Raw genomic sequence first — 25,215 nt, forward strand, 5'->3', positions numbered from 1 at the left:
AATGTTGATCGCTAATAGGTGCCGATGAAAGGCCAAGATGCCGACAATTTCCGACGATTAGCTCTTGGCCGTTTGCGCCGCTTGTTCAAACTCCCGTGCAATTGCAGCTTCGATGGAATATATTCGTTGTGGGATCGATGAGAGCAATTGATCTTTAGTCAAACGGAATGACGCGATGAAAGAAGCGGTTGATGATCGCTTATTGGCAGCAATTGATCGGCTAGAAAATGCCACCAGCGAGGTCGCCAATGCTTTGTCGACAATGCTTAGCAAGCAGGACATTGCAAATGAACACCTGCGCAAACTTGTAACTGCTGCGGAAATGTACGGGCTACCCAGAACAAACCATAGCTTGTTTCGGACTTTGTCTACGATTGCGCAGGAACAAGCCATTGAGATCATCCGCACAGAAATGGCGGACGCTATTTTTTTTGCCGATCACGATGAGTTCAGGTTTGATGCCTTGTCAAAAGCGGGTACGGGTGTTGCCCTCGAGTTCGGCGTCTATAGCGGTTACACTATCAGCACCATGGCCGAAAGATTTCCAGAGCGGAGGTTTTATGGCTTCGATAGCTTTAATGGCCTCCCGGAGCGCTGGAACGGATACCTTCCAGTGGACTTCGATCGTGGAGGTAAGGCGCCTGACGTTCCGGAGAACGTCGAGCTTATTGTTGGTCTGTTTGAAGAAACGATTCCGGTGTTTGCTCGGCGCGAGCTGCCCGTTGCGTTCATCCACGTCGATTGCGACATATATTCAAGTACGAGAAGCATTTTTACGGGGCTCAAGTCTCAGATTCGTCCGGGATGCGTTATTGTGTTTGACGAATATTTCAATTACGTAGGGTTCGAGAAGCATGAAAGATTAGCTTTCGACGAATTCATCCGCGAGACCAACTATGGCGTCAATTGGATATCTTATTCGGGGCAACAAGCCGCTTGTCTACTGACGAGAGGCACCGAGGAGCACTTTCATCGACCTGGCTGAAAAGCTGGTTGTCATCGAATGCTTTTCGCCTACGAGCTCAACTAGCAAAAGTAGTGTTATGGGATTTTAGAAGCAGTCGGGCTGAATTTCGGCTAGCCCCGAATGAGCGATCACAACACTGGCTGGATTACGAGAGGACCATTTTTCGTCTGATGAAGCAGAACGGTCACTGCCTCGAAAAGGTAAGTCCGGAGAAGACGGTCTATGCCGTCAGCAAGCGGATCGAGGAGGCGTTCGGCTGGATCAAGACGGTCGCCGGGCAAGAGAAGACCAACTTCCAAGGCCATGATCGCGTGGGATGGACTTTTACCTTCGTTGCCACCGCCTACAATCTGGTACGCCTGCCCAAGCTGATCGCGGAGACCGGCTGATGGCCAAGGTGCCCGGCTTCGCCAAGGCCTTTGTCGGCCGCTGGCGCATCGTCGAGATGGACGTCTGGGACAGCGACTTCCTCGGTCTTGTCGAAGAGGCGCATCTCACCTTCACGGGCAAGTCCGACGGCGAAATCGCCTTTGGGGCTCTCAAGGGCTTCCTGGACGTGCGTTACGGCACCCGCGACGGATCGGCCTGCGCCGAGTTCTCATGGGAAGGGCACGACGAGAATGATCCGTCCTGTGGTCGCGGATGGGCTATGATCGGCACTGCAGGCAGGCTCGTCGGCCACTTCTACATCCATAATGGCGAGGATTCAGCCTTCGTTTGCGAACGCGTCTGAGTTCTTCAACAGCCTGCTAACTAAATGGGGTTGGCGGATGAATGATGGTGTAGAATTTTCCAGGCGCCGTCATAGCGGCGAAGTACAAAAGTAAAACGAGCGGGTGTCGCCGCATACTGATCATCCCGCATTTCGAAAAACGTATATTTCCCGACGACCATAACAACGTCGACCGCCAATCTGGAGCAATACCATACATCGAACGTTGCTACCGGAGTGCCATGGAAGTAAGTGCGTATTTGTTCGACACCGACATAGAGCGTTGAGCTAGACGTACCGTGAAGCAGCGCCTCATCTGCATATAACGCAACCAGATGCTCCAGCTTGTGAGAGTTGAAAGCTCGCGCCCAAAGCTGCAAAAACGCGCGCACATCCAGCACAACTTTGTCGTCGATCACGGTGAACACCTGTTCAGCGGAGCTGTGGGACGGAATGGCCATGTCGTTGCCCGCGAGCCTCGAATCATCCTTAAGGAGAGGTCGTCAGCACCTGGTCGCACCTTCAATGAATGAGGTCAGAGCTCCCCAAAAAAGACCGCTGCGAGATTTCTCTAGCAGCGGCCTAAGTCTAGGGAGGAAAGCAGACTAACCGGTCTGCCAGCGGATCCGAGAGAGTCGGTCGCTCCAAGGGATATCGGAGACAGCCACCGCCGTGTATCCGATCGCATTGTGTTTGCGTTCCCAATTTCGGACAGATTTCGGAGACCTTAGTATCTTCCCTGGAGGCGGCGGCAGCATGCGGAGTGCAAGCTCCGATCTAGCTTGTGAGGTATCGATCGAGGATTGATAAATGTAATGCTTGCTCGCCCGTGGGCGCGCGGATCGAGATATCCACCCGTCACGCAATCTCAGACAATGACCGTCCCAGACCGCCCCTTGGCCATCCGTGTGGCAACACACGATTTTCCCTCGGTTCGTTCTTAACAACGGGTGGTCTAGACGGGCCTGAAACGACGTATAAGATTGGTCATACATCCGAACGGGTAAGATTGGGTAGGAGCGGTGAAGGCCACGGTCATCTGCAAGCTTGCTACACATCTATCGGCTGGGCATAAACGCGCGACTTTGGAGATCTACGCGCCGTCATTGCGGCGTCTCCCCGAAGGCTCCATGCTCGTAATGGCGACCTTGCCTGTCATCGATTGGAACGACTGCCTTTTGCAGGACCTCCGCAACCTCCATAAGAAAATGTCGGTTCGTGCCTATGCGGCGATAGTTATGATCGATCCCTTCGCCTGCTGGGAGGATTTTGCCGAGTTATTGAAAGAAGCGAGAATTTCCGGCGTCGTCAATTTCCCGCCTGCAACCATTATCGAGCGGCCGACGGCTGGCATGCCGGTCAATACCGGACCAGAGCTCGAAATTCGACGTATGGAATGGTTCGCAAGTATGGGATTCAAAGTTTTGTTCGTTGCTAGCAGGGATTCTGAAATCATACAGGCAGAGAGCCGACTTGGTTCGCAACTCGAAGGTATAGTGTACTTGCCGGAAGAAGCTCTTGCGCTGAGGGTTTGTGACGAGATGGAGTTGGTCAGCCTTGGCCAACAGGGATCGTCCATACCAAAGTTCTCGCTTTTGAATACGACGGCTCCGAAGCGACCTGTGCGCAAGAAGTGAGGTAGGCTACTCCAGGATCCGTAGCTTCTTGATCTTGTTGTAAAGCGTCTTTCTTGAAAGCCCCAGAGAACGGGCGGTCTTTCCGCGATGGAGCCTGTTTCGTTTCAAGCCTTCGATGATCCACTCACGCTCGGAAAATGCCGCTTTGGGCTTGGTGGGTGAGGCCGCGCTCAAAAGTGGCTTGAGGACCTCACTGACGATATGTGTGTCTTTCAACGTTACAAGTTGTTTGACGATCTGGCGCAACTCTCGAAGATTGCCGGGCCAATGATGGCCCGCAAGCGCCAAGAACGCAGACTTCTCTATCGCCAGCGTTTGCGCGCTGGAATCTCCTTTGGCTTCGACTGTAAAATGCTGAATGAGCTGCGGTAGGTCCTCAAGCCGATTTGGCAAAGCGGGTAGTTCTATGTCGAGCCCAACAAAGAAGGCAAGAAGGCGGGGACATAGAACACTTTCCAAGCCCGCCCCGCGAGCCACTGTTGCCGTTGCGACGATCCGGGCGCTTGACCTTATAACGGATGCGCCGTTCAGCGGCGTGAAACTACCGGTCTCGAGATAGTCGGCAAGACGCTCTTGCCCATCCCGCGACAGCTGATCGACATGCATTAGCAAGAGCGCAGAATCGCTTGTAGCTTCCAGGAGCGATAGTTGGCGTCTCCTGTGCTCATCGCCCTCGGCTCCGAACAGCGCACCGACCGTGTCGATTGCCGGACCCGGCCGGCAGTGAAACAGCGCCGCCTTCGTGTGTTTCCGGTCGCTGAAGGCATGAATGAGATTTGCTATTCGGCGCTTGCCTGATCCCGCCTCGCCCCAGACGAGCACAGGATTGGGATTGCCAGCCAAGCGCCTGGTGGTCTCCAGGACGCGCTTCATGACTGACGACTGCGCGATGATGCCGTGCCTGAAGCCGCTTAACTGGAGCTGGCGCTCAAGGAGATCGACCTTCTCGCGCAGCAAGTGAATGGTCTTGAAGCCGGAGGTGACCTCAAGAACCGACATTTCTAACGGGACGCGATCGAGCGAAGAGCCGCCGATGAAGCCCTGGATACCTGTTTCGCGGCAGATATCCAAGAGCTCGTCAGGCTTCGTAATCGGTCCGCCGCCGAGCAGGCAGATCACGTTTCTGTCGATGGATTGAGCGACGCGTGCCACGGCGCTGGTGCGCGCGGCAAGCTCCGACAGGCTGATCGATGGGTCGGCCCCACTTTCGATCCCCCGGTTGAGATTGAAGTTGATGCAGATGGTCTCGGCTCCTGCCTCGACCATGCGTCGTGCTTCGGATTGGGTGCGGGTGTAGGCGATCGTCATCAGGCCACGTCTGGCAGCCTTCACCAGAAGCTCGATTTCTCGCGCGTAGCCCAGGCCGGACTTTTCAAGCAATGATCGCCTGTAGTCATCGATGTGGATGACGGACGGGAAGTTGCTGACCCCAGAGAAGCCCCACCTGATGATGCGGTCCAGAAAACCGTCGATATCGAGCTGCGGATCGAAAGTACAGGCCCCGAAGAATACCGGCAATTTCGTGCTAGGCAGGATCTCGGTCCGGCCAAAGCCGGCCACGAATTCGTTGGCGTTTCGGATTGGAAGGATTGAGGCCGGCGAAGACCCTCCCATGGCGCGAAAACGGCCGGCATTTAGCGCAAGCACGAAATCTGCGCCCGCGCGTTCGGCCGCTCTTGCGGTCATACCAGATCCGATTCCCGCCCCAAGCACGAACGAACGGGAGTTCCGGAAGAACTGCCTGATACTGCCGCGCTTTACCTGATCGGTCCGCGTGTGCATTACCGGCCCCGCCTCCTGCAGGGCTGGTTTAAAAGCTAGCTCCAATTTGCGGGCGCGTGCAACCGGCGTAGCGCCTTTCCGTTCGACATGAAGAGGTGGAAGTCCGCTGGCGAAGCGGCCAGACGAACCTTGCCGGACGTTTTGGGCGGCTGGGGATTGGGCGCTTTTGCGACCACCGATTCCTTGCCAGCGTTGCCGTAGATGTAGGTGACGCTGCCAAGATGCTCGACGAAATCGACGTCGAGCTCGATCCCGATATCGGTCTGCCCCGCCACGGATGGAGAGAAATCATCTGGCCGAATTCCGAGCGCGATCGGCTTGCCGACAAGCATTTGATCAGGCAGAACGGGGACGGAGACCGTCGCGCCGGCGTCGAGCTTGATGTTCATGCCCTCCGCGTGCGCCGCCTCGATGTGGCCGTTGAGGAAATTCATCTTGGGCGAGCCGATGAACCCGGCCACGAAACGAGAAGCCGGATTGTGATAGAGATCGTGCGGACTCCCCACTTGCTCGATGTTGCCGTCCTTGAGCACGACGATTTTGTCGGCCATCGTCATGGCCTCGACCTGGTCGTGGGTCACATAGATCATGGTGTTTCCAAGCTGCTTGTGCAGCTTGGCAATCTGCACCCGCATCTGCACCCGCAACTCGGTATCCAGGTTCGAGAGCGGCTCGTCGAACAGGAACACTTTGGGTTCGCGCACGATGGCGCGTCCAATGGCCACGCGCTGGCGTTGTCCTCCTGAGAGTTGCCGAGGTTTGCGCTCCAACAGGTGATCGATCTGCAACAACGACGCAGTCTCAGCGACCCTAATACCGATCTCGTCTTTCGGCACTTTGGCCATGCGCAGAGGAAAGGCAAGGTTCTCTTGCACGGTCATGTGCGGATAAAGAGCATAGCTCTGAAACACCATGCCGAGGTTTCGGTCGGCCGCGTCAACATCGTTGACGACCTCGTTGTCGATCAAGAGCCGTCCTCCGCTGATTCGCTCCAGCCCACCGATCATTCGCAGCAGCGTCGACTTGCCCGACCCGGATGGCCCAACGAAGACGACGAATTCGCCGTGATCGATAGTCAGATCGATATTCCGCAGGATCTGGATGCTCCCATAGGCCTTATTGACGCCTTCCAAACGCACATCGGACATCAGACACTCCTCTGTCGCGAGCTTCCAGCTAGCGGCGGCCTCACCTCAATCTCTTCCAGGCTGGACACGATGAAATCGGGCGGCGCCAGTAATGGATCCTCTCTGGGGGGTACCCCCGTAGTAACCAGCACGGTCCGCAGGCAGGCTCGTTTCCCGGCCTGAATATCGGTCTGAATCTGGTCGCCAATCAACAATGTGGAGCCGCGCGCCGTCCCCAGACGCGCAAGTGCGGTCTCGATCATGTGCGGCTCGGGCTTACCAATGATCAAGGGCTTGACTTGCGTGGCAGCCGCCACAGCGGTGATCGTTGCTCCTGCGCCCGGCTCGTATCCGCTAGCGGTCGGCAAGAGGAGATCTGGATTGGTGCCGATGAAGGCAGCTCCGTTCAAGATCGCTTCGACCGCAATTCGCAGTTTCTCATGCGTGATCTGACGGTCGAGCCCCATGACGACTGCTTGAGGCTTTCGATCGGTAACCTCGAGCCCCACGTCGGCCATGGCTTTCACAAGGGACGGTGCGCCGATGACAAATATGCGCATGAGGTTCGGGTATTTCGCACGGATCAGCTCCGCGGCGGTGATGGCGCTTGTGACAACGTCTTTCGGTGCGACGGAAAGACCAAAACCTTGCAATTTGCGGACGACATCTTGCGGTGTATGGGTGGAATTGTTTGTCACGAAGCAGAACGGCAATCCGGCCTTCTGCCAGGCTCCGAATGCCTGGATCGCATCGATAATCGCAGCGTTGCCGCGATAGACGACGCCATCGAGATCCGAAATAATCCCTTCGATTGGCGGCCAGTTGGGGGAAGAGCTACCGCTAGCCATTCATCAGCATCCCGCCGTTCACGTGAACGATCTGCCCGGTTATGTAGGAAGCTGCAGGACTTGCGAGGAAAACGGCCAACCCTGCGATATCATCCGGTACCCCCACCCGTCCCCAGGGGATCCGGCCACTGTGGCGCGCTTCGGTCTCCTCACGCGGACGCCCGTGCATCGGCGTATCGATGATCCCTGGCGCGATTGCGTTCACATTGATCTTGAGGGGCGCACATTCGTAGGCGAGCAGCTTGGTGACGTCGTGAACGATCGCCTTGGACAGGCAGTAGTCGGCGCCGCCCGCCTGGTAGTTGAAGACTGCCCCCTGCGAGGATAGGGATGAGCCGATGTTGACGATGCGGCCGCCCTTGGCTTTCATGAAGCGCTCGATTGCTAGTTTGGAGCAGCGCAACACAGCGACCGAGTTGATCTGGATGGTCCGTTCGATTTTCTCTGCATTACCGTTCAGGAGCGGCTGTGCAGATTTGATACCGGCATTGTTGACCAGCACGTCGAGCCGGCCAAAGCGTCTCGCAACCTCGTCGAGAACCATGGTGACGTCTTGCTCGCGCGCGACGTCCATGGCCATCGGCAATACACCGTTGCCATGGGGCAAGCTTGCCAAAGTGTCCTCGAGACTTTCGAGGTTTGCATCGGTGGCAAGAACTTTTGCCCCGCCTGCCCGAAATGCGTTCACGATGGCAGAGCCGATGCCGCCACCGGCTCCGGTCACGAGCACCGTCCTATCTGAGACTGAGAACTGTTCGGTCATTCCAACTCCAGGATCGTGTGAGACTTTAGAAACTCGTCGACTGCCTCGACGCTCGGCATGGAGCTTTGAGCGCCGCGCCGCGTCACGCATAGGGCAGCTACAGCCAGAGCCTTCCTCACTGCTTCCCTCAAAGACAGCCCTTGCGCGAGAGACGCGGCGAATGCTCCGTTGAAGGCGTCCCCTGCGGCGGTGGTGTCGACGACCTTTACGGGAAAAGCCCGCAAAGCAAAGGAGTGCATTTCATCTGCATAATAGGCGCCCTGCGCTCCGAGGGTGATCAGCGCGGCACGTGGCCCGAGATCGAGAAGCTTTCGCGCAGCGTGGGCAGCACTCTCGAAGTCGTCGACCTCAATTCCCGTCAGCTCAAAGGCTTCCGTCTGATTCGGTGTGACGAAATCAACGCATCTCCATGCCGTCGATGGAAGGCCGGGCCTCACCGGCGCGGGATTGAAGATCAGCTCGAAGCGCTTGTCCCGCTTCAGCTCGAAGAGCCGGTTAAGCGCTCCGATCGGCATGCCCATCTCGGCGACCACAATTGCGTCCTGCGCGATGAACTCGGCCGCAATCTCGATCATCTGCGACGTAACGTTCAGATTGGCGCCGGGGTCGATGACGATCATGTTGGAGCCGTCATCCCCGACCATGACCAGGGCCGAGCCTGAGACTTCTCCTGGCGCAATCTTGACCGCATCCGTGCAAACGCCGGCCTCCGTCAGGGACTGCAGCAGCCAACGACCGGCATCGTCGTCGCCGAGACACGTGTAGAAGTGAGGCTTCACCCCTAGCCGGGCAGCGGCAACCGCCTGATTGGCGCCTTTCCCTCCCGCGTGGCGGGTTAACGTTCCCATCAGGCTTTCACCGGGCGTAGGCAACCGCTCGACATTGAAGCAGAGGTCGAGATTGGTCGTTCCGAAGAACATCAACGGCCTGGCATTCATTTTACGGCACCAAAGGTGAGGCCACGTTCGAGGTGACGCTGGCCGATGACGATCAGAATGACTGGAATGATCATCGTCACGACCAATCCTGCGGCCATGACGGGATAGAATTGCACACCCGGATTAAGCAGCTTGAGCAGGGCGACGGTCACCGGCGCCTTGGTTGACGAGAGAATCAGCCCCAGTGCGAAATTGTGCCAAGCGAGCAGGAAGATCAGCAACGAGGCGCCGATCAGGCCAGGCTTCAAAAGCGGCAGCACGATGTGCAACACGACCCGGACTGGCCTCGCGCCATCCATGGCAGCCGCTTCCTCGATGTCCTTGGGGATGTCTTCGATATAGGAGCGGCTTAGCCAAACGATCATTGGCAATGTGACGACCTGGTAGACCCAGATCATGCCGATATAAGTGTCATAGAGTCCAATGGACTGGAAAACGCTGAAGAGCGGAATGACAACCAACAGCACGGGGGCAAAGCGAAATCCGAGAATGAAGAAAGCGATGTCTTCCTTTAAGGGTATGTCGCGCCTCGCCAGGACGTAGCCGGCAGGCACCCCCACGAGCACAGAGATGATGACAGAGCCGAGCGCTATGACGACGCTATTCGTGATCGGCGTCAGGAAATCGACCTTGATGGTGCCATAACTCGTCGCTCCCGCCTGAGCGACATCAAACAAAACACGAAAATTGTCCAATGTCGGCGAGAACACGAAGGTCGGTGGCCAAGCCATCACATCGGCCTGCTGCTTCAGCGACATCATTACGACCCAAATGAGCGGAAAGGCCAGGATCAACGCGCAAATTCCGACGAGCAGGTTGAGGATCACATTTGCGGAGGTTGTGCGTTTCAATCGCATAAATTGCCTCCTCAGCTAACGCGCTGGCGAACGAACCGCCACAACTTGACCATGACGAAGGTCCCAGCCAGCACGATCAACCAATTGACGACCATTAGAGCTGCCCCCCGTCCAAAGGCGAGATTTTGGAAGGCAGTGATGTAGGCGCGCACGGACAGGACGGAGGTGCTATTTCCGGGACCGCCTTGCGTTGTCCCGAAGATGATGTCGAACTGATTGAGGGATTCGATCAACCGAAACACCGCCGCGATCAGAATGTACGGAGCGATCAGCGGCAACTCGATATGCAGAAAGATTGCCCACCCCTTTGCTCCGTTGACACGCGCGGCCTCCCTCACCTCTTCATTGATGCCCTGAAGGCCGGCAAAGATGATCAGCGCAAAAAATGGCGTGTAGGTCCATACGTCGATCAGGACGAGCGATAACATTGCGGTGGTCGGATCTGAAATCCATGCAAATCGGCCAATCCCGACAAGGGACAGTAAGTAGTTCATGATCCCGTTCTGCGGGTCCATCATCGTCGTCCACATGAGGGCAACGCTCATCGGGGGCAGGACGAGCGGCAACAGAATGACCGGCCGCATCACGCGCGCAAGGAAGACTTCGGTTGCGAACAGCTTGGCAAGTGCGAGACCGAATGCAGCCTCCGCAACTACGGCGGATCCGGCGTAGACAAGCGTGGCGCGAACACTGTTCCAGAAATCCTGTGTCTTGATCAGCATAGCATAGTTGCTGAGACCGACGAAGTGGACGATCAGTCGACCGAACTTGAGGTCGGTGAGCGACTGAAAGACACCATAGAAGAAGAGGAACAGAAACCCGAGCAAGACGATGATAGCAGGTGCGATCGCCGCAATGCTCCACCAGTCGCGGCGCGGCTCCTCGGCGCGCCTTTCTACCCTAACTTTTGACGTGGAGAGTTGGCTGGCCGAGGACTGTAGCGTCACGATTCCGTCGGATCCTCGAAGGTCCATGTCATTAGATCTCTGTGATGCTTTGCCATTCACATCGACGAACGGATCTCTGACGCTAGATCGACCAGTGTCGCCTTCACGTCAGCTCCATTGACCATCTTCTGCATGGCGACGGCCCAAGCATTCATTGCTTCGGCAAAGCCTACACGCGGCGTAAAGGCAAGTGCAGCCCTGTCCTGCACGGTCTTGAACGTCTCGACGAAGTTGTTGAACTCCGGCTTTGCTGCATATTCGAGCCACGCCTTGTCGCTCCACGTGGAGGCCCGCGGAGAGTTGACGAGCTTGCCGGCAACAGCGCCATTCAACTCGACCTGCTTTGACGTTGCCCACTGGATGAACAGCCAGGCTGCCCCCTTCTTCCGCGACGCGGCGTTCATCGCAAGAGACCAGATCCAGATGTTGGATTCGAAGGTCTTGGTGTTCGGGCCGTGCAACGGGGGCGCGAATGCGATCTTACCCGAGGCGGGCTTGCCGGCCACGTCATTCCAAAAGCCGAACATATTGGAATCGATAGCCATCGCTGTTCGCCCTGAATTGATGCCATCGACGACCTGGTACCAATTATCGTTGGCAAAGGACGGAGCCGCGCACTTCTTGATCATGTCCACGTAATCCTTGTGGAACGCGATCGACTCGGGCGAGTCCAGCCCTGTCTCCAGCTTGCCATCCTTGATGACGAAATCGCGCACGCCATACGATTTAGCAATCGAGATCGCAGCGGTGTGGATGCTGCTCCAAAAGCGCACGCCGCGCACGCCTAGTGGCGTAATCGCGGGGTCCGCAGTCTTCAGCTTCTCGCAAGCCGCGGACATCTCCGGCGGAGTCGTCGGAACGTTGATGCCGTACTTGTTGAGGATGTCCTTACGGTAGAACAGCTGGATGTTTTCAAAGCCATGCGGGATGGCCCACACCTGGCCGCTTCCGGCCTCGATCTGCCCTTCCTTCACTGTCCAGGTCAGCGCATCCCGCAATGCAGGGAAGAAATCCTTGTAGTCATAGGTCGCCGCGGTGAGTTTTGGGTCGCTCAGATAACGATCGAGCGGTTCAAGCAACTGGCCAGGTGCGAGATCCCAGGCTGGCTGAATCCCGGTACCCACGACGTCCCAGCTTGGTGACTTTGTGCTAAGCTGGATCGTCAGCTTGTTCCAATAGGCATCGTCCGGATAAAGCTCCGGCGTCACCTTGATGCCCGTGAGCTTCTCGAACTCCGGCAACTGGGCTGCGACCGCGTCGGCATACGGATGAATGTCGTAAGCCCAGACGATCGACGTACCCTCGAACTGCCGCCAGTTAATATCGTCGGCAACGGCCTGAGTAACCGCTATGGCTGTTCCGGCCCAAAGCGTGGAGCAGATCAGAGCGCTTCTGGCAAAATCGGCCGAATGGCCGCGAAAAGCGGCGAGCTTCCTTGGCATGTTTCCCTCCGATGGGCTCTTTGGCCCGCAAACCACGCGCCCTCCCCTTCTCGAAAGGCTGCAGTCACGCGAAGGCTAGCCGTCATTCATTCGCCGTTAGCGGCCCTTCAAGACAAATGTTGGGTAAAATTGGGTAACTTGGAAATGAGGGTCGCGCGTTGGCATCTCGCTATCACGACCCCGACAGCGGATCGTTTCAAGCCTTGGGCACTCTCTCCACCACAGACAATACAATCCGAGGATGAAGGCGGAAGCGTCTCAGCAGAACGTCCGCAATTCGAATCCTCCTCCCAGAATTGCACTTCGTCTCCCTGGCAGATCTTCCCTCACTGCTCCGTGCTTGTCGGTTCAACCGCAGCGCGGCGCATGAGCGAGTGGACGTCTTTCTGCCCCAGCAATCCACGTTCGATGGCGAGATCGAGAAACGATCGATGTTCGTTGAGCGAGGTCCGCACGATCCCGGCGACAGTTGCGTACCCGAACTCGGGCACCAGCGCTGTCGCTAGCGCATTCGAAGCCAGCAGATTATGCCGACACCGCTCCTCGTTGACTGAAAGCGAGCGCACGCAACGTTCGAGGAAGATAGTCGTCGAACGTTGGAGGAGAGTGATCGAATCGATCAGGCGATCGCAGACCAGCATGCCGTAGCAATTAATCTCCAGCAGCCCTTGTTGGCAGGCCATTGCGATGGCAGCATCGTTCCCGGCGATGGCAAACGCTGCTTGGCAAACCGCTATAGGAACCACTGGATTTACCTTGCCAGGCATAATCGAAGATCCAGCCTGCACCGCTGGCAGCTGGACCTCTCCGATAGCGCCGCTAGGACCTGACGAGAGTACAGTGAGGTCGTTGGCTATTTTCCAAAGGGAATTTGCTGAGTTTCGAAGTTCAGCGGAGAACCGAGCACACCCATCTAAGTTCTGCATTGCGTCAAACGGATCGGCCGCAGGTGTGACCTCGTCGCCAAACAGATTTGACAGCTGTCGGAAGACCGCCTCTTTGTATCCCGGTCTGGAGTTCAGGCCTGTACCCACGGCAGTTCCGCCGAGCGGAACGACCAGAAGTTGGCGCCGGAGCTCTTGCACATGCCTCGCGTGGCGTTCTACGACCGCCTCATATCCCCCGAATGTTTGACCGAACAGCATCGGAACCGCATCTTGCAAACATGTCCGGCCAAGCCGCAGGGCTTCGCAGTACTCCTTTTTCTTCTCGGAGAATGCACCGGCCAATTGCATCAACGCGGGCGACGCCCCCTCCGACACGCGAAAGGCCGCAAGCTTTATGGCCGTCGGAAGCACGTCATTGGTGGATTGACCGAGATTGACGTGATCATTTGGATGAACGAAGTCGTAGCCACCAACCGGCCTTCCGGTGAGCCGCGCGGCTAGATTTGCGATTACCTCGTTGACGTTCATGTTGGACGATGTGCCACCCGAGCCTTCGAGCACGTCGACCGTGAGGTGAGCATTGTACTTACCGGCGCGGAGCCCCTGGCAGGCCGTGATGATGGCTTTCGCCTGATCGGTTGAAAGCGCACCAATCTCTTGATTGGCCCGTGCCGCCGCTTCTTTCACCATCGCCATTGTAGCGACGAACTCAGGCAGCGTCGCAATCGTACGGCCCGTTAGTGGGAAATTCTCCAGAGCCCGAAGTGTATGAATGCCATAAAGCGCGTCAGCAGGCAGCGCTCTTTCCCCAAGAAGGTCTTCTTCGATTCGAATCTGCCCTTCCGACATGGCCACGGTTCTTTCTATGCAGTGGCGCACTTAGCGGCAATGTCCGCCATCGCGCAGCGAGCGTAGCGGATAAAGAAACCATCAAACTTCTCGAGGCTTAGAAAAATATCGACGTGGACACCAATAAGTTCAACGCGTGTCCCGTACGGCGCGTATACGTGATGCTTGTCGGATTATTGATGTATGTCAGTCCCAGGCTCGAATATATCCCGGGTGCCAGATGCGCCGTGTATGTTCCCGAAATCGCCGTGCTGTCGCGATGCGCCAAATGTCCCTTTGCCAAGGCAGCATCCACTGCGAAGTTACTCCAAGCAGTGTTGGTGGCAACTATGGCAATCTGATCGTGCGGCCGGCTGTCAAACAGGCCCTTCGCATAAAGCCGCAGCTCGTAGTACTGACTGACCCGATTTAGGTCAGGCGGCGCGTACATGGCAGAAAATCCCGCATAGATGCCGCGAGTTGCCGAGCCTTGGGCATCAGACTGCCAGAGCTGCCGATCCGCGGCAATGTAATAGACGCTATTGCCGTTAGCTCTCGGTTGAGCCGGGTGCTGCAAGTCCGTGAAGCTGCTATTGTTGAAGCCGGCACCAGCCCGCAACCAAGTCTCGGGCGAGCCTGGAGCAGCCTTGTTCTTGTAACCTGTTTCGTCGAGAAAAAGAACGCCCGCGTTGGTCGTAGTCCAGTTCAAGCCGGTCGGATTTTCAGCGATCTGCGTAGATTGACCGTCTGGACTGAGTGAACGCTGTATTGAGGCTTTATTGTAGAAGCGGTCATCAAAATTGTACTTCAGATTGAGAGCTGGTGTCGGCGCCGCATTGTTGCTCATGCCTGCTTGGTACAAGATATTCGATGATGCTCCAAACACATTGACTGCTGCGTTTCCTCCGACCACCGTGCCGACGAACTCATTTATATTTCTGAGATAACCGATTTTGAGTTCGAGCTTCCCGTCAAAAGCCGTCTGATAGTAAGCTATCGTATTGATCCCGACTCTATCTGGCCCACCCGGCTTCCATGTCCAATATTGCTGCTGGGCTCCTACGATGATCTGACCATCGGGAATCCCAAAGCGGCTGAGATCGTAAGTCACGATCATGAAGTTCAGGGTGTGAAATGTCGGATTCTGACCGATATATAGCTGATCGCGGATGGTGCTTCTGGCTGCATTCGGCAGTTGATTGACCACGAAGGTATTGACTGTGCCGCCGACATAGCCGATCCCGACCTCTGCCAGCGCAGATCTAACGCCGCCGTAATCCTGATCTATCGTATCGGCCGGGCCGGGAATATTGAGCCACATACCTTTTTCGCGGAGGTTCGCGAACTTTGCGTACGGGTCAATCTTCTTCTGAGTTCTAGTCTTCGCAAGAAGAGCTGCACCGTCGGATTTTGCCGGAAGTGAATTCGCATTTTGAGCGAGCGCCGCGCTACTGGTGATACGCCCGGCTCGTTGGGCCCGGTCGCTTCGAGATTTGATAGCCGCAAGGTCTTTCTTTTGAATTCTCCTCGGAGCAATCTTACTCGAACGGTCGTTTTGGGTGCCAGGCTCGTTGGCAGCTTGTGCCGACACCGCTCCCCCAACGGGACTCAGCGCCAGGGACAGTGCAACAGCAATCCATCGCTGCGCGTTAGCTTCATGAAGCGTCGTCTTCAGCGCGTGAGCCGCGAGACAAAGCAACTGACGAACCCGAAGCCCCGACACCTTTGGCGCCTGCGCGCTCGACGAGCGCATAAGACAGTTTGCTATCCGCTTCCACGAAACGAGCGAGATCGCAGTCGGAGTAGACCCCATAGCTGCAGATGACGAGACAGCAGATTCATCAGGCCCGTTGCTGCGGCCAGGTCCATATTGCATCCCGACTTCCTAACGTGAGAGGCACCACTTTCGTAGACGCACGATTGCCATGTGCCCGACAGCTGCATCAATTGCCAGGGTTGGTAGGTGACCGGGTGCAAGGCGCTGCTTATCGATTCGCGCGCTCAATTTCCAACGAATGGCGATCAATTGGATAACTCGCCTCTCCGGGGCATTCCGCGACGAGAGGTGGAGTAAACGCCATTTCGGGATGTTGGCTCGTTTAGAGACCCTGAGACCCGCAAAGCGCGCTCTTGGCGTCGTCGCCACGAAGTCGTCGGATCGTCCGCTGCGCTGATGGCGTGCTTCGCAAAGACATTGGGTCGACTAGCTCGGACCCCTTTCAGAGAGACAAGCCGGTTCTGCTGACGCGCAACAGATTCGTCGATAGACGACACACCTTCAATCTACTGAATAGCGCTGGATTGGACGGCATTCGAACTCGCCCAAGATGAACGAAACGTGCTGACTCTGGTTAAGAAGGCACGGCCGGGCCTCGGCAAGTGTCGAGGCCAATGCGTTGAGAAAGCCGATCGAGAGACCAGAGAAACAGAAGTGGATGGGGAAACCAGAGTGAGGCCATTCTTTCGAAAGAAGCGCGCCCTTGTGCTGACACAACCAAACCCACGTTCCGCCTCTTGCGGTTCATTCGTTCGCAGTTCTACGCAGCTCCATCAACCCGAGGCGGCCTCTCCGGGAATCCCTGCCACTTTTAAGTTAGAGAGCAGGCACGATGGACTTCGACGACATCGATGAATGCGATGGCGGACCGAGCTGCCGAATGATAGGAATGGGTGACAAAGGCAGTGTCTGCGTCGGCCGGGACGCGGTCAAGTCCGTGAATGGCTAGGCGACCTTCGCGGCCGGCTCTTTTGCTGCCTTGATGCGCGTTACGCTGCTCTGACCATCGATGCTGACAGGTACCTCGCCCGCGACGGTGGCGCGACGAACGACCCGATGCTGATCGCCGTAATCGTTCACCGCGTAGTGTTGTGTGGCGCGATTGTCCCACATCGCTACATCGCCTTCCTTCCAGCTCCAGCGCACGGTGTTTTCGAGCGCAGTGATATGAGACTGAAACAGGTCAAACAGCTTCTGGCCATCGTATTTCGGGATGCCAACAAAACGTTGCACGAGGGCGCCGAGCAGCAGCGTGCGTTCGCCGGTCTCGGGGTGGACGCGCACGACTGGATGCTCCGTCTGATAAATCGTTTTGGTGAAGACTTCGTCCAAGTGTTTCTTGTCGAGCTCACTGGCGCGGGGCAGTATTGCGTAGTCGAAGGCATTGCTGTGAACGGCCCAGAGCTTGTCCGCAAGCCGTTGCAGCGGCGGCGCCAGGTCGAGGTAGGCGGTGACGGTGTTTGACCAGACTGTATCCCCACCGAATGGTGGCATCACAACGCCTCGCAGCACCGCGATTTTAGGGTAGCCATCGACGAAGGTGCCGTCGGTGTGCCACAGGTCGGCCCTGCTGCCGGCGCGGACCGAATCAAGCTCGATGATCGACGCCGTCCCCTTAATGGCACCGAGCGTCGGATGACATGCCGGACTTCCGAAACGAAGAGCAAAGCGCTCCTGCTCGGCGTCGTCGAGATGACCCTGGTCGCGAAAGAAGATCACCTTGTTCTCGAGCAGAAGCTCGTTAATTGCGGCGATCGTTTGGTCCGGCAAATCGCCCGACAGCTTGATGTTTCGGATTTCTGCTCCGATGCGCGCTCCGCGTTTGACGATGTCGGCGCGGGGAATGACATTGTCCGACAAGTCCGTTGCATTCATAGCGGCACTCTCCAAATTCGCAGTTTTTGTTCGCCAGACCAGCTGTTCAGCTGTGTTAGGAGCTCTTGAACGCCAAATCGCTGGATAGTGAGATCCGTCAAACTCCGCGTGACGGCATCGAGCCACCCTCTTGCTCTCTCTTTACGGGGTCTGCGACAGGTGAGGTGTGGCCGACGTGACGGTCATTCATCCATGATTGACTGATCTGCCAGGTCGATCAATTGCTAATATTGGTAGTTGACCGGAGCACAAAGCTTTACGCTCCGCAGGACGATCGCTGCAGAACGTTGCCGCCCAGTGCCGATCGAACAAGAAACTCATGGTGTTGCAGGGCATGAGAGGCCGTTATACCCGGCAGAAAAGGTGGTCCTCCTCCGAGGTTGACGTACCGCCTCGCTTGCAGATAAATCGGAGGCGTCGAGGTTCTCCAGGTCTCGCTCGATCTGGAGCTAAGAGGGAAGCCGGTGCGCTCACGATCCACTCAGGATTGAGGTAATGCCGGCGCTGCCCCCGCAACTGTAAGCGGCGAGTTTGCATCCATACGTGTCACTGAAGCAGATGCTTCGGGAAGGCCGGATGCAGGCGATGACCCGCGAGCCAGGAGACCTGCCCTGACAACATAATCGTCCACGGGCGGGGTGTCCGGTGGTACGCCAAGCAGCAGGCGCTTTCGCGGCCCTCCTGCCCGCGTCCGCCATGGCCTTTGCCCCCACCATGATGGGGTTAAAGCTATGTCTATTCTCTCACTTCCTCTCGCAACTCTCGGCATGCCACGTATCGGTCCACGCCGCGAACTCAAGTTGGCACTGGAAGGCTACTGGGCCGGCAAGATCAGCAGCCGGCAGCTTCTTGAAGCTGCGGCCGGTCTTCGTGTCGCCAACTGGGCGCGTCAGCACTCGCTTGGCGTCAGCGTTATCCCGTCGAATGACTTTTCACTCTATGATCACGTTCTCGATACGAGCGCCATGGTAGGAGCCATTCCCGAAGCATATGGCTGGGAGGGAGGTCCCGTCTCACTGACGACGTATTTCGCCATGGCGCGCGGCTCTCAAGGCGGGGAGCATGAAGCAAGTGGCAGTCACACCCATGACGCTGGCGGGGCCGCCGCGCAGGAGATGACCAAGTGGTTCGATACCAACTACCATTACATGGTGCCAGAATTCCATAAAGATCAGACCTTCAAGCTCTCCTCACGAAAACCGATCGAAGAGTATGAGGAGGCAAAAGCCCTTGGCTATCAAACGCGTCCAGTTCTGATAGGACCGGTCACTTTCCTGAAGCTCGGCAAGAGCGCTGATCTGGCGTTTGATCCGATTTCGCTGCTCGATGATCTCGTGCCAGTCTATGTCGAGGTCCTCAAGGAACTGGCAAAACGTGGAGCCGATTGGGTCCAGCTTGACGAGCCGTGCCTGGTGCTTGATCTCAACGAGACCACGCGGAATGCGCTTCAGCGGGCGTACGGGTGTCTCGCCAAGGAGGTACCTGGCATCAAGATCATGCTTGCCACCTATTTCGGGGCGATCGGCGATAATCTGACGACCGCTCTAGGGTTGCCTGTGGCTGGACTGCACGTCGATCTTATCCGAGCGCCCCAACAATTGAGCCAGATTGAATGCGGTGCCCGCGCGGACCTCGTGGTCTCGCTCGGCCTGATCGATGGCCGCAACGTGTGGCGTTCCGACCTGTCGGCACTCATCGAGCGGCTCAAGCCCGGCCTTGCAAAGTTCGGCAAGCATCGCGTGCAGCTAGCGCCCTCCTGCTCGCTATTGCATGTCCCAATCGATCTTGAGCTCGAGACCGCTCTCGATCCGGACGTAAAGAGCTGGCTTGCCTTCTCGGTACAGAAGATCAGCGAGCTTGCAGTCCTCGCGAAGGCGCTCGCAGGCGACACGAGCGTCGCAGCCGCGCTGACCGCATCCGATCTTGCGGCGACCTCGCGCGAGACCTCCCCGAAAATCCACGACGCGATCGTTGCACGGCGAATGGAGGCGATCGACGAGGCCATGCGCCGCCGCACCAGCGCCTTTGCCGGCCGCGCCGATGTCCAGCGCAAGCGCTTTGGTCTGCCGCCCTTTCCAACGACGACGATCGGCTCGTTCCCGCAAACCGCAGACGTTCGCAACGCGCGCGCTGCTCGTGCCAAGGGCACACTGACCGACGCGCAATACGAGCAATTCCTCGAGGAGGAGACGGCCCGCACGGTACGGTGGCAGGAAGACATCGGTCTCGACGTGCTCGTGCACGGCGAGTTCGAGCGCAACGACATGGTGCAGTATTTCGGCGAGCAGCTCTCCGGCTTCGTGTTCACTCAACACGGCTGGGTGCAGTCCTACGGCTCGCGCTACGTTCGTCCGCCAGTTCTGTTCGGCGATGTCTCGCGACCGAAGCCGATGACTGTCAAATGGTGGAGCTACGCGCAATCACTGACCAAGAAACCGATGAAGGCAATGCTCACCGGACCGGTGGCGATCCTGAATTGGTCTTTCGTCCGCGATGACCTACCGCGCAGCGAGACCTGCCGCCAGATTGCGCTTGCGATCCGTGACGAGGTCGGCGACCTCGAAAAGGCCGGCGCAAGCATGATCCAGATTGACGAGGCGGCACTACGCGAGGGCTTGCCGCTGCGCCGATCGGATTGGAAGACCTATCTCGACTGGGCAGTAAAATGCTTCCACATCTGCTCCTCTGGCGTCGCCGATGCGACACAGATTCACACCCACATGTGCTATTCGGAGTTCAACGCCATCATCGATGCAATTGCCGCGATGGACGCAGATGTCATCTCGATCGAGGCGTCGCGTTCAAAAATGGAGCTGCTCGATGCGTTCACGGCCTTCAAATACCCGAACGACATCGGCCCCGGCGTCTATGACATCCACTCGCCGCGCGTTCCCGAAGCCACTGAGATGGGAGATCTCATCGCCTTGGCCCGCCAACGCCTGTCGGACTCGCAGCTCTGGATCAATCCTGATTGCGGCCTGAAGACCCGCAAATGGGAGGAAGTCCGTCCGGCGCTCATCAACATGGTTGCGGCGGCCCGTGAACTCCGTAAGGCGTGCTGATGCCAGCGTGACCTTGCGATGGGGGCGCATTTGCCTGACGGAGCTTGCCACTCCGATGAGATCGAATAAAATGCCCGCAAACAGCACGCCCACAGCAGCTTTTCGGCGGGTTCGACGGCCGCCCATCGGCGAATAGAGCGCGACAAACTCGCGCTCCACCGCCGAGCCTCGTTCACCATCGTCCAAATCTCGCGCAGCGGATGGTCACTCGCCCTCGCCTCGCTCCAGCTGAATATCGACGGGTACGCCCCCTCGGTCATCGACAAAGACGGGCTTTTGGCTTGCTACGCGGCACTCGGCGGAGGTATGGCCACCCCGCTGGCGCGAACAATCATCGATCAGATCGTATATTCACTAAAACGTCGCCGGCCACAATTTCGGGGTCTCCAAGCTCAAGATCATGCAGGCTTGCTTGAACAAACTCCAATATCTTGCGATTGGCCGCAATGGCGCTTTCGCGATCCTCGAAGATCATCACAGCGACACAGATGCCTTCGCCTCCATCCAACACATAGTAAGATCTGAATCCATGCGCCTCTCTTAGGATCTGACCGATGCCACTTTTGGCGCGGCGGGCAGCATCCGCAACCGAACGAACTTGGAGGTACTTGCGAATGACCATGTACATCGAAGCGCCACGAATTTCAGTTTCATCTCACGCATCAAAGCACATCGAGCCGCACTTGGACTAGGTCTCACTTCTGCTGTGGCCACCCTCAACATGCCCAGAGTGCCTGCGCGGGGGATTGTCAGTGAAGCGGCCGAGATAAGACTGATCAGCGGACGCGCCGTTGCCGTACACGATGGCGCAGAGCTGCGGATAGCCCGAATAAGACCGGCCCGCCACGCATCAGCCGCTCGCGTCTGATTAACCGCACCACCCTACCTCATAGAACTAAAACATCAATCACATTTCAACCTGTTAGCGCTATCATGCAATAGTACTCGTTTAAATTGCTCGGCTAGAGTTTTATAACTAAGGCGCTCCGCTACCGGAGCGATATGGAGTCGGATATGTCTCAAGCGAAGTGGAAATTGATGAACTGGATGGGGGTGGCCTGCCTAGGTCTACTCCTGGCCGCGCCTGCAGCGGCGCAACCGATCTGGACCTGGACGAACCAATACGGCTCAACCCTGGCGGTCGATAATTATAACCCCAACACAGGCGCGATTTCCGGCACTTACACGAACAATGCGAGCAATAGCTGCGATGAAGGTACCCCTCAGACGGTGACGGGCTGGCTTGCGCGGACGAATAGTGGCACCGCAATCAGCTTTTCCGTGAATTTTGTAGGCTGCGGGTCGACAACAGTGTGGACGGGACAGCTGAACACTGCATCGGGATTTCAGGGGCTCTGGCTACTTTCACTCGCCGAACCGGTGGTATGGAATGGCATCAGCGCCGGCGCGGACACTTTCACCTTCGCAAGCGGGGACAAATCGAAATTGCTGTCCGCTGTCGGAGAGGCGCCCAAGAGCGGTTCAGGCGAGAAGCTCTCGAATACAAAGAATCGCAAATGACATGATCTGCCACGTGGCGAAGCAAGGAACGTCATCACACTGACCTTTCCCCCTCATTTGCGCCGAGGTTCGCTCTGGCCCAACGTGTATTTGGTTTTGATCTAGAGATCGAGGTCTTGCCGAGCCTGAATGCCTGAACTGTTCAGGCTCGGTTTTATTCATTCGAGGTACCCGCAGGCTCAGCGTATCGTCGACCCAATATGCGAACCGGTCTGCGCGAATCGCCAGGATCGAGTTACGCCTCAGAGGAGGCTCAGTTCCTCAAGCGGTCACGGCAAGGCGGCAATGGCGAAGGCGCTCCGCCAAATAGAATGATTTCGTTTGCCTAGCGCGCTGATATCGGCTCGTTGCCGCCACGCCGCTCCTTGCAACCCATATGTACTCGATCAGCTTGCCACTCCATTGACGTAGACGAGCCAGGTAAGTCCTCTACTTAGGCGGCCCGCTCAGAGAGGAACGTTATCATCACACGTAACCAGCAGTCTGAAGCTGCTGGCGATGCCCGTTGCAATAACCAGGATGAATGCCATTGCGATCATACCGACATCAAAGGATCCCGTCGCATCCTTAAGAAGGCCAACCATGTATGGGCCGACGAAGGCGCCAAAGGCACCAATGGAATTGATGAATGCGATGCCTCCGGCAGCAGCAGCGCCAGCAAGGAAACTCTGCGGCATCGTGTAGAGGATTGTCCGCGCGGAGATCGTGCAGGTCAGGGCAAGCGTCATGCATGTGAGCGCCGGCACGAGCGAGGTGACCATCACCGAACCGACAAGTCCGATGGCGCCAAGCATCAATGCGGCGATCAGGTTGCAGATCCTGTACCCCTTACGATCGACTAGGTGCGCCCAGAACAACATGCCTATCGTGACAAAGAGATAGGGCACGGCCGAGAGCCAGCCGACCTGCGTGTTGTTCAAGTTGCGGCTCTTTAGTATCAGGGGGAGCCAGACGACGATCCCATAAGATGCGATCGTGAATGCGAAAGTGATGCCCGCCAACATGAGCACGCGGACGTCCTTCATCGCGGCCCAGAGATCCTTCTTGACATTCTTGTTCCTCTCCTTTGCGAGCTCGTTCAGCAGCCCATCACGCTCCGTGGACGTCAGCCACGAGGCCTTGTCGGGCGTGTCGGCAAGCAGGACGAGGCATAGAACCCCGAGCAGGCAGGCCGGAAGGCCTTCGATCAAGAACATCCACTGCCAGCCGGCCAGTCTCCACACTCCGTCCATTTCTAATAGCAAAGCCGAGACTGGATTGCCGATCAACGCGGACAGCGGTGTTGCGGCCATGAACCAGGCAAGGACGCTCGTTCGGGCTCGAGCCGGAAACCAAATTGAGAGGTACCAAATGACGCCGGGGAAGAAGCCTGATTCAAACACCCCCAGAAGAAAGCGAATCACGTAGAAACTGTACGGTCCAACGGCGAACGCCGTCGCCGCGGCTGCAAGGCCCCAGGTCACCATAATGCGGGCGAGCCAGCGGCGCGCGCCGAAACGATACATCATCATATTGCTGGGGACTTCCAGCACGCAGTAACCAAAGAAGAGGATCCCCGCCCCCCAGCCGAATTGTGAGGCGCTCAAGCCAATGGCTTCGTTCATCTGCAGCGCAGCGATGCCGACGCTGGTCCGGTCAAGATTGTTGAAGAGGTAGGCGAGGACCAAAAGGGGCACCAGCCGTCGCCTATTTTTGGCAACAGCGCTCGCGATCAGGCTAGATCTCGCCTCATGGTTGTTATGACATTGGGCAGCAACGGAGTCTGCCACTCGTTCTGCTCCTACAAATGGACGCCGAAGTACATCTTTCTCGAGGGCCGAATTCTGTGCGGCGATACCACGCTGACAGTCGAGGATATTTGCGACCGCTGCCGGCCGCTCCTTTCTTAACAATCGACAACACTTTCCAGGATTGGCGCTCACACTCTGGACCTGGTCGAGAGCCGGTTATCGGATCAACGAGTCATCTTCCGATTAAGAGCTATGGATCGACTATCGGACTATATGCGTGGCGCAAGCCCGAGCATCGTACGAGCTTCCACTACAGTGGCGGGCTCGTACCCGAGTTCTCGGATAATTTTTACCGTTTTCTCGACGAGCCGCACGTTAGTGGCAAGTATGCCCGGCTCGAGGTACAGATTGTCCTCAAGCCCGACTCGAACGTGACCGCCGGCGAGCACCGCATGAGTTGTTGCCGGTAGCTGAGCTCGACCGACCCCGCTTACGCAGAACATCGCTCCTTTTGGAAGATTCCCGATGAGCATATCGAGAATCTGCGGAGTGTACGGTAATCCCCCCTGGATTCCACGATCGGCGCCAAGAACGAAATTGATCCAATAGGGCGGCTTGTCAAATCCTTTATTGATCAGGCGTATCGGATCTTGGAGAAGATGAGAAAGTGAGAAACATTCCCATTCAGGCTTGATGCCCGTCTTTTGGAATCGTTTTGCCATGATATCGCAGCGGGTGGGCGAGGTGTTAACGATAATCTCGCGGCCGCTAAAGCTGGCCAGAACGGTATGCGCGTCGAATGTCGCCATGTCAGCCCCGGCTTCGAGACCCTTTAGACGCTGTTCGAATATAACCTCATCGAGCCCGGGCCCTATGGATCGCACCATATCTCCATCGATGCCCCCGCCCGTGCTGTTATTGATGATGATGCCGCACTTTGTCAGAATCCGGTGGTTGATGTCCTGATAGATCTCCGAATTACAGGTCGCGCCATCATCGGGCCTGCGCGCATGCAACGCTACGATAGATGCGCCCGCATCGTAGCACCTATACACATCCTCGGCGATCTCGCTGGGCTGGGTCGGCAGGTGCGGGTTTTGAGATTTTTTCACCACGCCTCCCGTTGGCGCAATCGTGACGATAACCTTGCGCTCAAAGCTCATACTACGTCTCCTGACATCGACTGCTGAACTCACTTATGGGCGGATCTGACGACTTCGTTCAAGAACGCTTTGACGCGAGACGTCCAGGCCGGAAGTGACCTCCTGCGGCAAGTGAAGTCCCCAACGCCTCGCATTCATTCCAATCGTTTGAGCCGTTCGGGCTCGTTGTTCCGGACAAGAACGGTGCCGCCGCCACCTTACGCGAGTGAGGCCGCGGGCCCGGGTCGAGAGCGGCGTTTCGAGCTCCCGAGGCCCAACCGCTTGAGCGTCGCGCGCCACGAACTGCCTCAGCGCACCTTCTGCCATTAGCGCCATGTCGTTCGCGATGATCTGTGCTCTTCTGACGGCAGAC

The 25,215-nt window shown here is 57.2% G+C and carries 20 protein-coding genes, 1 pseudogene and 1 riboswitch; of the genes and pseudogenes, 6 read left to right on the forward strand and 15 right to left on the reverse strand.

The features are described 5' to 3' along the window. The first annotated feature begins 175 nt into the window (after nucleotides 1-175). The 3 genes and pseudogenes from Q3C01_RS16025 to Q3C01_RS16035 all read left to right on the forward strand — a co-directional run bounded on the left by Q3C01_RS16025 (nucleotide 176) and on the right by Q3C01_RS16035 (nucleotide 1,700). Nucleotides 176-985 carry a class I SAM-dependent methyltransferase gene (locus Q3C01_RS16025; protein ID WP_458146283.1) on the forward strand — a complete coding sequence of 270 codons (810 nt, stop codon included), beginning with the start codon at nucleotides 176-178 and terminating at the stop codon, nucleotides 983-985. Between the two features lie 203 nt (nucleotides 986-1,188). Beyond that, a pseudogene (locus Q3C01_RS16030) lies at nucleotides 1,189-1,356 on the forward strand (IS5/IS1182 family transposase); the annotation flags it as partial. Next, entirely contained in the window at nucleotides 1,356-1,700 is a 345-nt protein-coding gene (locus Q3C01_RS16035) for a hypothetical protein (RefSeq protein WP_458146284.1), read from the forward strand. The pseudogene Q3C01_RS16030 and the gene Q3C01_RS16035, both read left to right, overlap by 1 nt. A gap of 20 nt (nucleotides 1,701-1,720) precedes the next feature. Here the strand turns inward: Q3C01_RS16035 and Q3C01_RS16040 are convergent, their stop codons facing one another. Then, the gene (locus Q3C01_RS16040) at nucleotides 1,721-2,140 is read right to left on the reverse strand and encodes a nuclear transport factor 2 family protein (protein ID WP_458146285.1); all 420 of its coding nucleotides are present in this window, start codon (nucleotides 2,138-2,140) and stop codon (nucleotides 1,721-1,723) included. Nucleotides 2,141-2,701: 561 nt separating this feature from the next. Here Q3C01_RS16040 and Q3C01_RS16045 point away from each other — a divergent pair. Beyond that, complete coding sequence (locus Q3C01_RS16045; protein ID WP_458146286.1) at nucleotides 2,702-3,316, forward strand: hypothetical protein; 615 nt, start codon at nucleotides 2,702-2,704, stop codon at nucleotides 3,314-3,316. Nucleotides 3,317-3,322: 6 nt separating this feature from the next. Here the strand turns inward: Q3C01_RS16045 and Q3C01_RS16050 are convergent, their stop codons facing one another. The 11 genes from Q3C01_RS16050 to Q3C01_RS16100 all read right to left on the reverse strand — a co-directional run bounded on the left by Q3C01_RS16050 (nucleotide 3,323) and on the right by Q3C01_RS16100 (nucleotide 17,387). Next, the gene (locus Q3C01_RS16050) at nucleotides 3,323-5,098 is read right to left on the reverse strand and encodes a phosphoenolpyruvate hydrolase family protein (protein ID WP_458146287.1); all 1,776 of its coding nucleotides are present in this window, start codon (nucleotides 5,096-5,098) and stop codon (nucleotides 3,323-3,325) included. Between the two features lie 35 nt (nucleotides 5,099-5,133). After that, complete coding sequence (locus Q3C01_RS16055) at nucleotides 5,134-6,246, reverse strand: ABC transporter ATP-binding protein (protein WP_458146288.1); 1,113 nt, start codon at nucleotides 6,244-6,246, stop codon at nucleotides 5,134-5,136. Next, nucleotides 6,246-7,073, reverse strand: coding sequence for an HAD-IIA family hydrolase (locus Q3C01_RS16060; RefSeq protein WP_458146289.1), 828 nt, complete (start codon nucleotides 7,071-7,073; stop codon nucleotides 6,246-6,248). The genes Q3C01_RS16055 and Q3C01_RS16060 overlap by 1 nt, the downstream gene beginning before the upstream one ends. After that, nucleotides 7,066-7,836 carry an SDR family NAD(P)-dependent oxidoreductase gene (locus Q3C01_RS16065; protein WP_458146290.1) on the reverse strand — a complete coding sequence of 257 codons (771 nt, stop codon included), beginning with the start codon at nucleotides 7,834-7,836 and terminating at the stop codon, nucleotides 7,066-7,068. The genes Q3C01_RS16060 and Q3C01_RS16065 overlap by 8 nt, the downstream gene beginning before the upstream one ends. After that, nucleotides 7,833-8,774, reverse strand: a complete 942-nt coding sequence (locus Q3C01_RS16070; protein WP_458146291.1) for a ribokinase — start codon at nucleotides 8,772-8,774, stop codon at nucleotides 7,833-7,835. The genes Q3C01_RS16065 and Q3C01_RS16070 overlap by 4 nt, the downstream gene beginning before the upstream one ends. Beyond that, nucleotides 8,771-9,631, reverse strand: a complete 861-nt coding sequence (locus tag Q3C01_RS16075; protein ID WP_458146292.1) for a carbohydrate ABC transporter permease — start codon at nucleotides 9,629-9,631, stop codon at nucleotides 8,771-8,773. Before Q3C01_RS16075 ends, Q3C01_RS16070 begins: the two co-directional genes overlap by 4 nt. Nucleotides 9,632-9,642: 11 nt before the next feature. Next, complete coding sequence (locus tag Q3C01_RS16080) at nucleotides 9,643-10,638, reverse strand: carbohydrate ABC transporter permease (RefSeq protein ID WP_458146293.1); 996 nt, start codon at nucleotides 10,636-10,638, stop codon at nucleotides 9,643-9,645. Continuing rightward, the gene (locus Q3C01_RS16085; RefSeq protein ID WP_458146294.1) at nucleotides 10,635-12,020 is read right to left on the reverse strand and encodes an extracellular solute-binding protein; all 1,386 of its coding nucleotides are present in this window, start codon (nucleotides 12,018-12,020) and stop codon (nucleotides 10,635-10,637) included. The genes Q3C01_RS16080 and Q3C01_RS16085 overlap by 4 nt, the downstream gene beginning before the upstream one ends. A gap of 326 nt (nucleotides 12,021-12,346) precedes the next feature. Continuing rightward, a complete protein-coding gene (locus tag Q3C01_RS16090) occupies nucleotides 12,347-13,756 on the reverse strand; it encodes an aspartate ammonia-lyase (protein ID WP_458146345.1) in 1,410 nt (469 codons plus the stop codon). Between the two features lie 97 nt (nucleotides 13,757-13,853). Continuing rightward, a complete protein-coding gene (locus Q3C01_RS16095) occupies nucleotides 13,854-15,488 on the reverse strand; it encodes a carbohydrate porin (protein WP_458146295.1) in 1,635 nt (544 codons plus the stop codon). A 969-nt stretch (nucleotides 15,489-16,457) separates the two neighbouring features. After that, nucleotides 16,458-17,387 carry a TauD/TfdA dioxygenase family protein gene (locus Q3C01_RS16100; protein ID WP_458146296.1) on the reverse strand — a complete coding sequence of 310 codons (930 nt, stop codon included), beginning with the start codon at nucleotides 17,385-17,387 and terminating at the stop codon, nucleotides 16,458-16,460. 403 nt (nucleotides 17,388-17,790) lie between these two features. Beyond that, a riboswitch (cobalamin riboswitch) is annotated at nucleotides 17,791-18,015 on the forward strand. 103 nt (nucleotides 18,016-18,118) lie between these two features. Here Q3C01_RS16100 and metE point away from each other — a divergent pair. Next, nucleotides 18,119-20,449 carry a 5-methyltetrahydropteroyltriglutamate--homocysteine S-methyltransferase gene (gene metE, locus Q3C01_RS16105; RefSeq protein ID WP_458146297.1) on the forward strand — a complete coding sequence of 777 codons (2,331 nt, stop codon included), beginning with the start codon at nucleotides 18,119-18,121 and terminating at the stop codon, nucleotides 20,447-20,449. Between the two features lie 331 nt (nucleotides 20,450-20,780). Here the strand turns inward: metE and Q3C01_RS16110 are convergent, their stop codons facing one another. Beyond that, nucleotides 20,781-21,077: a hypothetical protein gene (locus tag Q3C01_RS16110; protein WP_458146298.1), complete on the reverse strand. Its 297-nt coding sequence runs from the start codon at nucleotides 21,075-21,077 to the stop codon at nucleotides 20,781-20,783. Nucleotides 21,078-21,463: 386 nt separating this feature from the next. Between Q3C01_RS16110 and Q3C01_RS16115 the strand changes: the two genes are divergently transcribed. Next, on the forward strand, nucleotides 21,464-21,970 hold the full coding sequence (locus tag Q3C01_RS16115) for an avidin/streptavidin family protein (protein WP_458146299.1): 507 nt from the start codon (nucleotides 21,464-21,466) through the stop codon (nucleotides 21,968-21,970). Nucleotides 21,971-22,416: 446 nt separating this feature from the next. On the opposite strand, the gene Q3C01_RS16120 is transcribed toward Q3C01_RS16115, so the two are convergent. Together Q3C01_RS16120 and Q3C01_RS16125 are read right to left on the reverse strand one after the other, a co-directional pair. Then, nucleotides 22,417-23,739 carry an MFS transporter gene (locus Q3C01_RS16120; protein WP_458146300.1) on the reverse strand — a complete coding sequence of 441 codons (1,323 nt, stop codon included), beginning with the start codon at nucleotides 23,737-23,739 and terminating at the stop codon, nucleotides 22,417-22,419. A 230-nt stretch (nucleotides 23,740-23,969) separates the two neighbouring features. Continuing rightward, nucleotides 23,970-24,863 carry a beta-keto acid cleavage family enzyme gene (locus tag Q3C01_RS16125; RefSeq protein WP_458146301.1) on the reverse strand — a complete coding sequence of 298 codons (894 nt, stop codon included), beginning with the start codon at nucleotides 24,861-24,863 and terminating at the stop codon, nucleotides 23,970-23,972. Nucleotides 24,864-25,215: the final 352 nt, after the last annotated feature.

The sequence above is a fragment of the Bradyrhizobium sp. UFLA05-109 genome, assembly GCF_054185165.1.

What these genes read in the sequence shown, in the direction of transcription:
- Q3C01_RS16055 (WP_458146288.1), bottom strand. Translation starts at nt 6,246, where the DNA reads ATGTCCGATGTGCGTTTGGAAGGCGTCAATAAGGCCTATGGGAGCATC.
- Q3C01_RS16070 (WP_458146291.1), bottom strand. Translation starts at nt 8,774, where the DNA reads ATGAATGCCAGGCCGTTGATGTTCTTCGGAACGACCAATCTCGACCTC.
- Q3C01_RS16040 (WP_458146285.1), bottom strand. Translation starts at nt 2,140, where the DNA reads ATGGCCATTCCGTCCCACAGCTCCGCTGAACAGGTGTTCACCGTGATC.
- Q3C01_RS16100 (WP_458146296.1), bottom strand. Translation starts at nt 17,387, where the DNA reads ATGAATGCAACGGACTTGTCGGACAATGTCATTCCCCGCGCCGACATC.
- Q3C01_RS16065 (WP_458146290.1), bottom strand. Translation starts at nt 7,836, where the DNA reads ATGACCGAACAGTTCTCAGTCTCAGATAGGACGGTGCTCGTGACCGGA.
- Q3C01_RS16110 (WP_458146298.1), bottom strand. Translation starts at nt 21,077, where the DNA reads ATGTACATGGTCATTCGCAAGTACCTCCAAGTTCGTTCGGTTGCGGAT.
- Q3C01_RS16085 (WP_458146294.1), bottom strand. Translation starts at nt 12,020, where the DNA reads ATGCCAAGGAAGCTCGCCGCTTTTCGCGGCCATTCGGCCGATTTTGCC.
- Q3C01_RS16050 (WP_458146287.1), bottom strand. Translation starts at nt 5,098, where the DNA reads ATGCACACGCGGACCGATCAGGTAAAGCGCGGCAGTATCAGGCAGTTC.
- Q3C01_RS16115 (WP_458146299.1), top strand. Translation starts at nt 21,464, where the DNA reads ATGTCTCAAGCGAAGTGGAAATTGATGAACTGGATGGGGGTGGCCTGC.
- Q3C01_RS16060 (WP_458146289.1), bottom strand. Translation starts at nt 7,073, where the DNA reads ATGGCTAGCGGTAGCTCTTCCCCCAACTGGCCGCCAATCGAAGGGATT.
- Q3C01_RS16025 (WP_458146283.1), top strand. Translation starts at nt 176, where the DNA reads ATGAAAGAAGCGGTTGATGATCGCTTATTGGCAGCAATTGATCGGCTA.
- Q3C01_RS16075 (WP_458146292.1), bottom strand. Translation starts at nt 9,631, where the DNA reads ATGCGATTGAAACGCACAACCTCCGCAAATGTGATCCTCAACCTGCTC.
- Q3C01_RS16035 (WP_458146284.1), top strand. Translation starts at nt 1,356, where the DNA reads ATGGCCAAGGTGCCCGGCTTCGCCAAGGCCTTTGTCGGCCGCTGGCGC.
- Q3C01_RS16090 (WP_458146345.1), bottom strand. Translation starts at nt 13,756, where the DNA reads ATGTCGGAAGGGCAGATTCGAATCGAAGAAGACCTTCTTGGGGAAAGA.
- Q3C01_RS16125 (WP_458146301.1), bottom strand. Translation starts at nt 24,863, where the DNA reads ATGAGCTTTGAGCGCAAGGTTATCGTCACGATTGCGCCAACGGGAGGC.
- Q3C01_RS16095 (WP_458146295.1), bottom strand. Translation starts at nt 15,488, where the DNA reads ATGCGCTCGTCGAGCGCGCAGGCGCCAAAGGTGTCGGGGCTTCGGGTT.
- metE (WP_458146297.1), top strand. Translation starts at nt 18,119, where the DNA reads ATGTCTATTCTCTCACTTCCTCTCGCAACTCTCGGCATGCCACGTATC.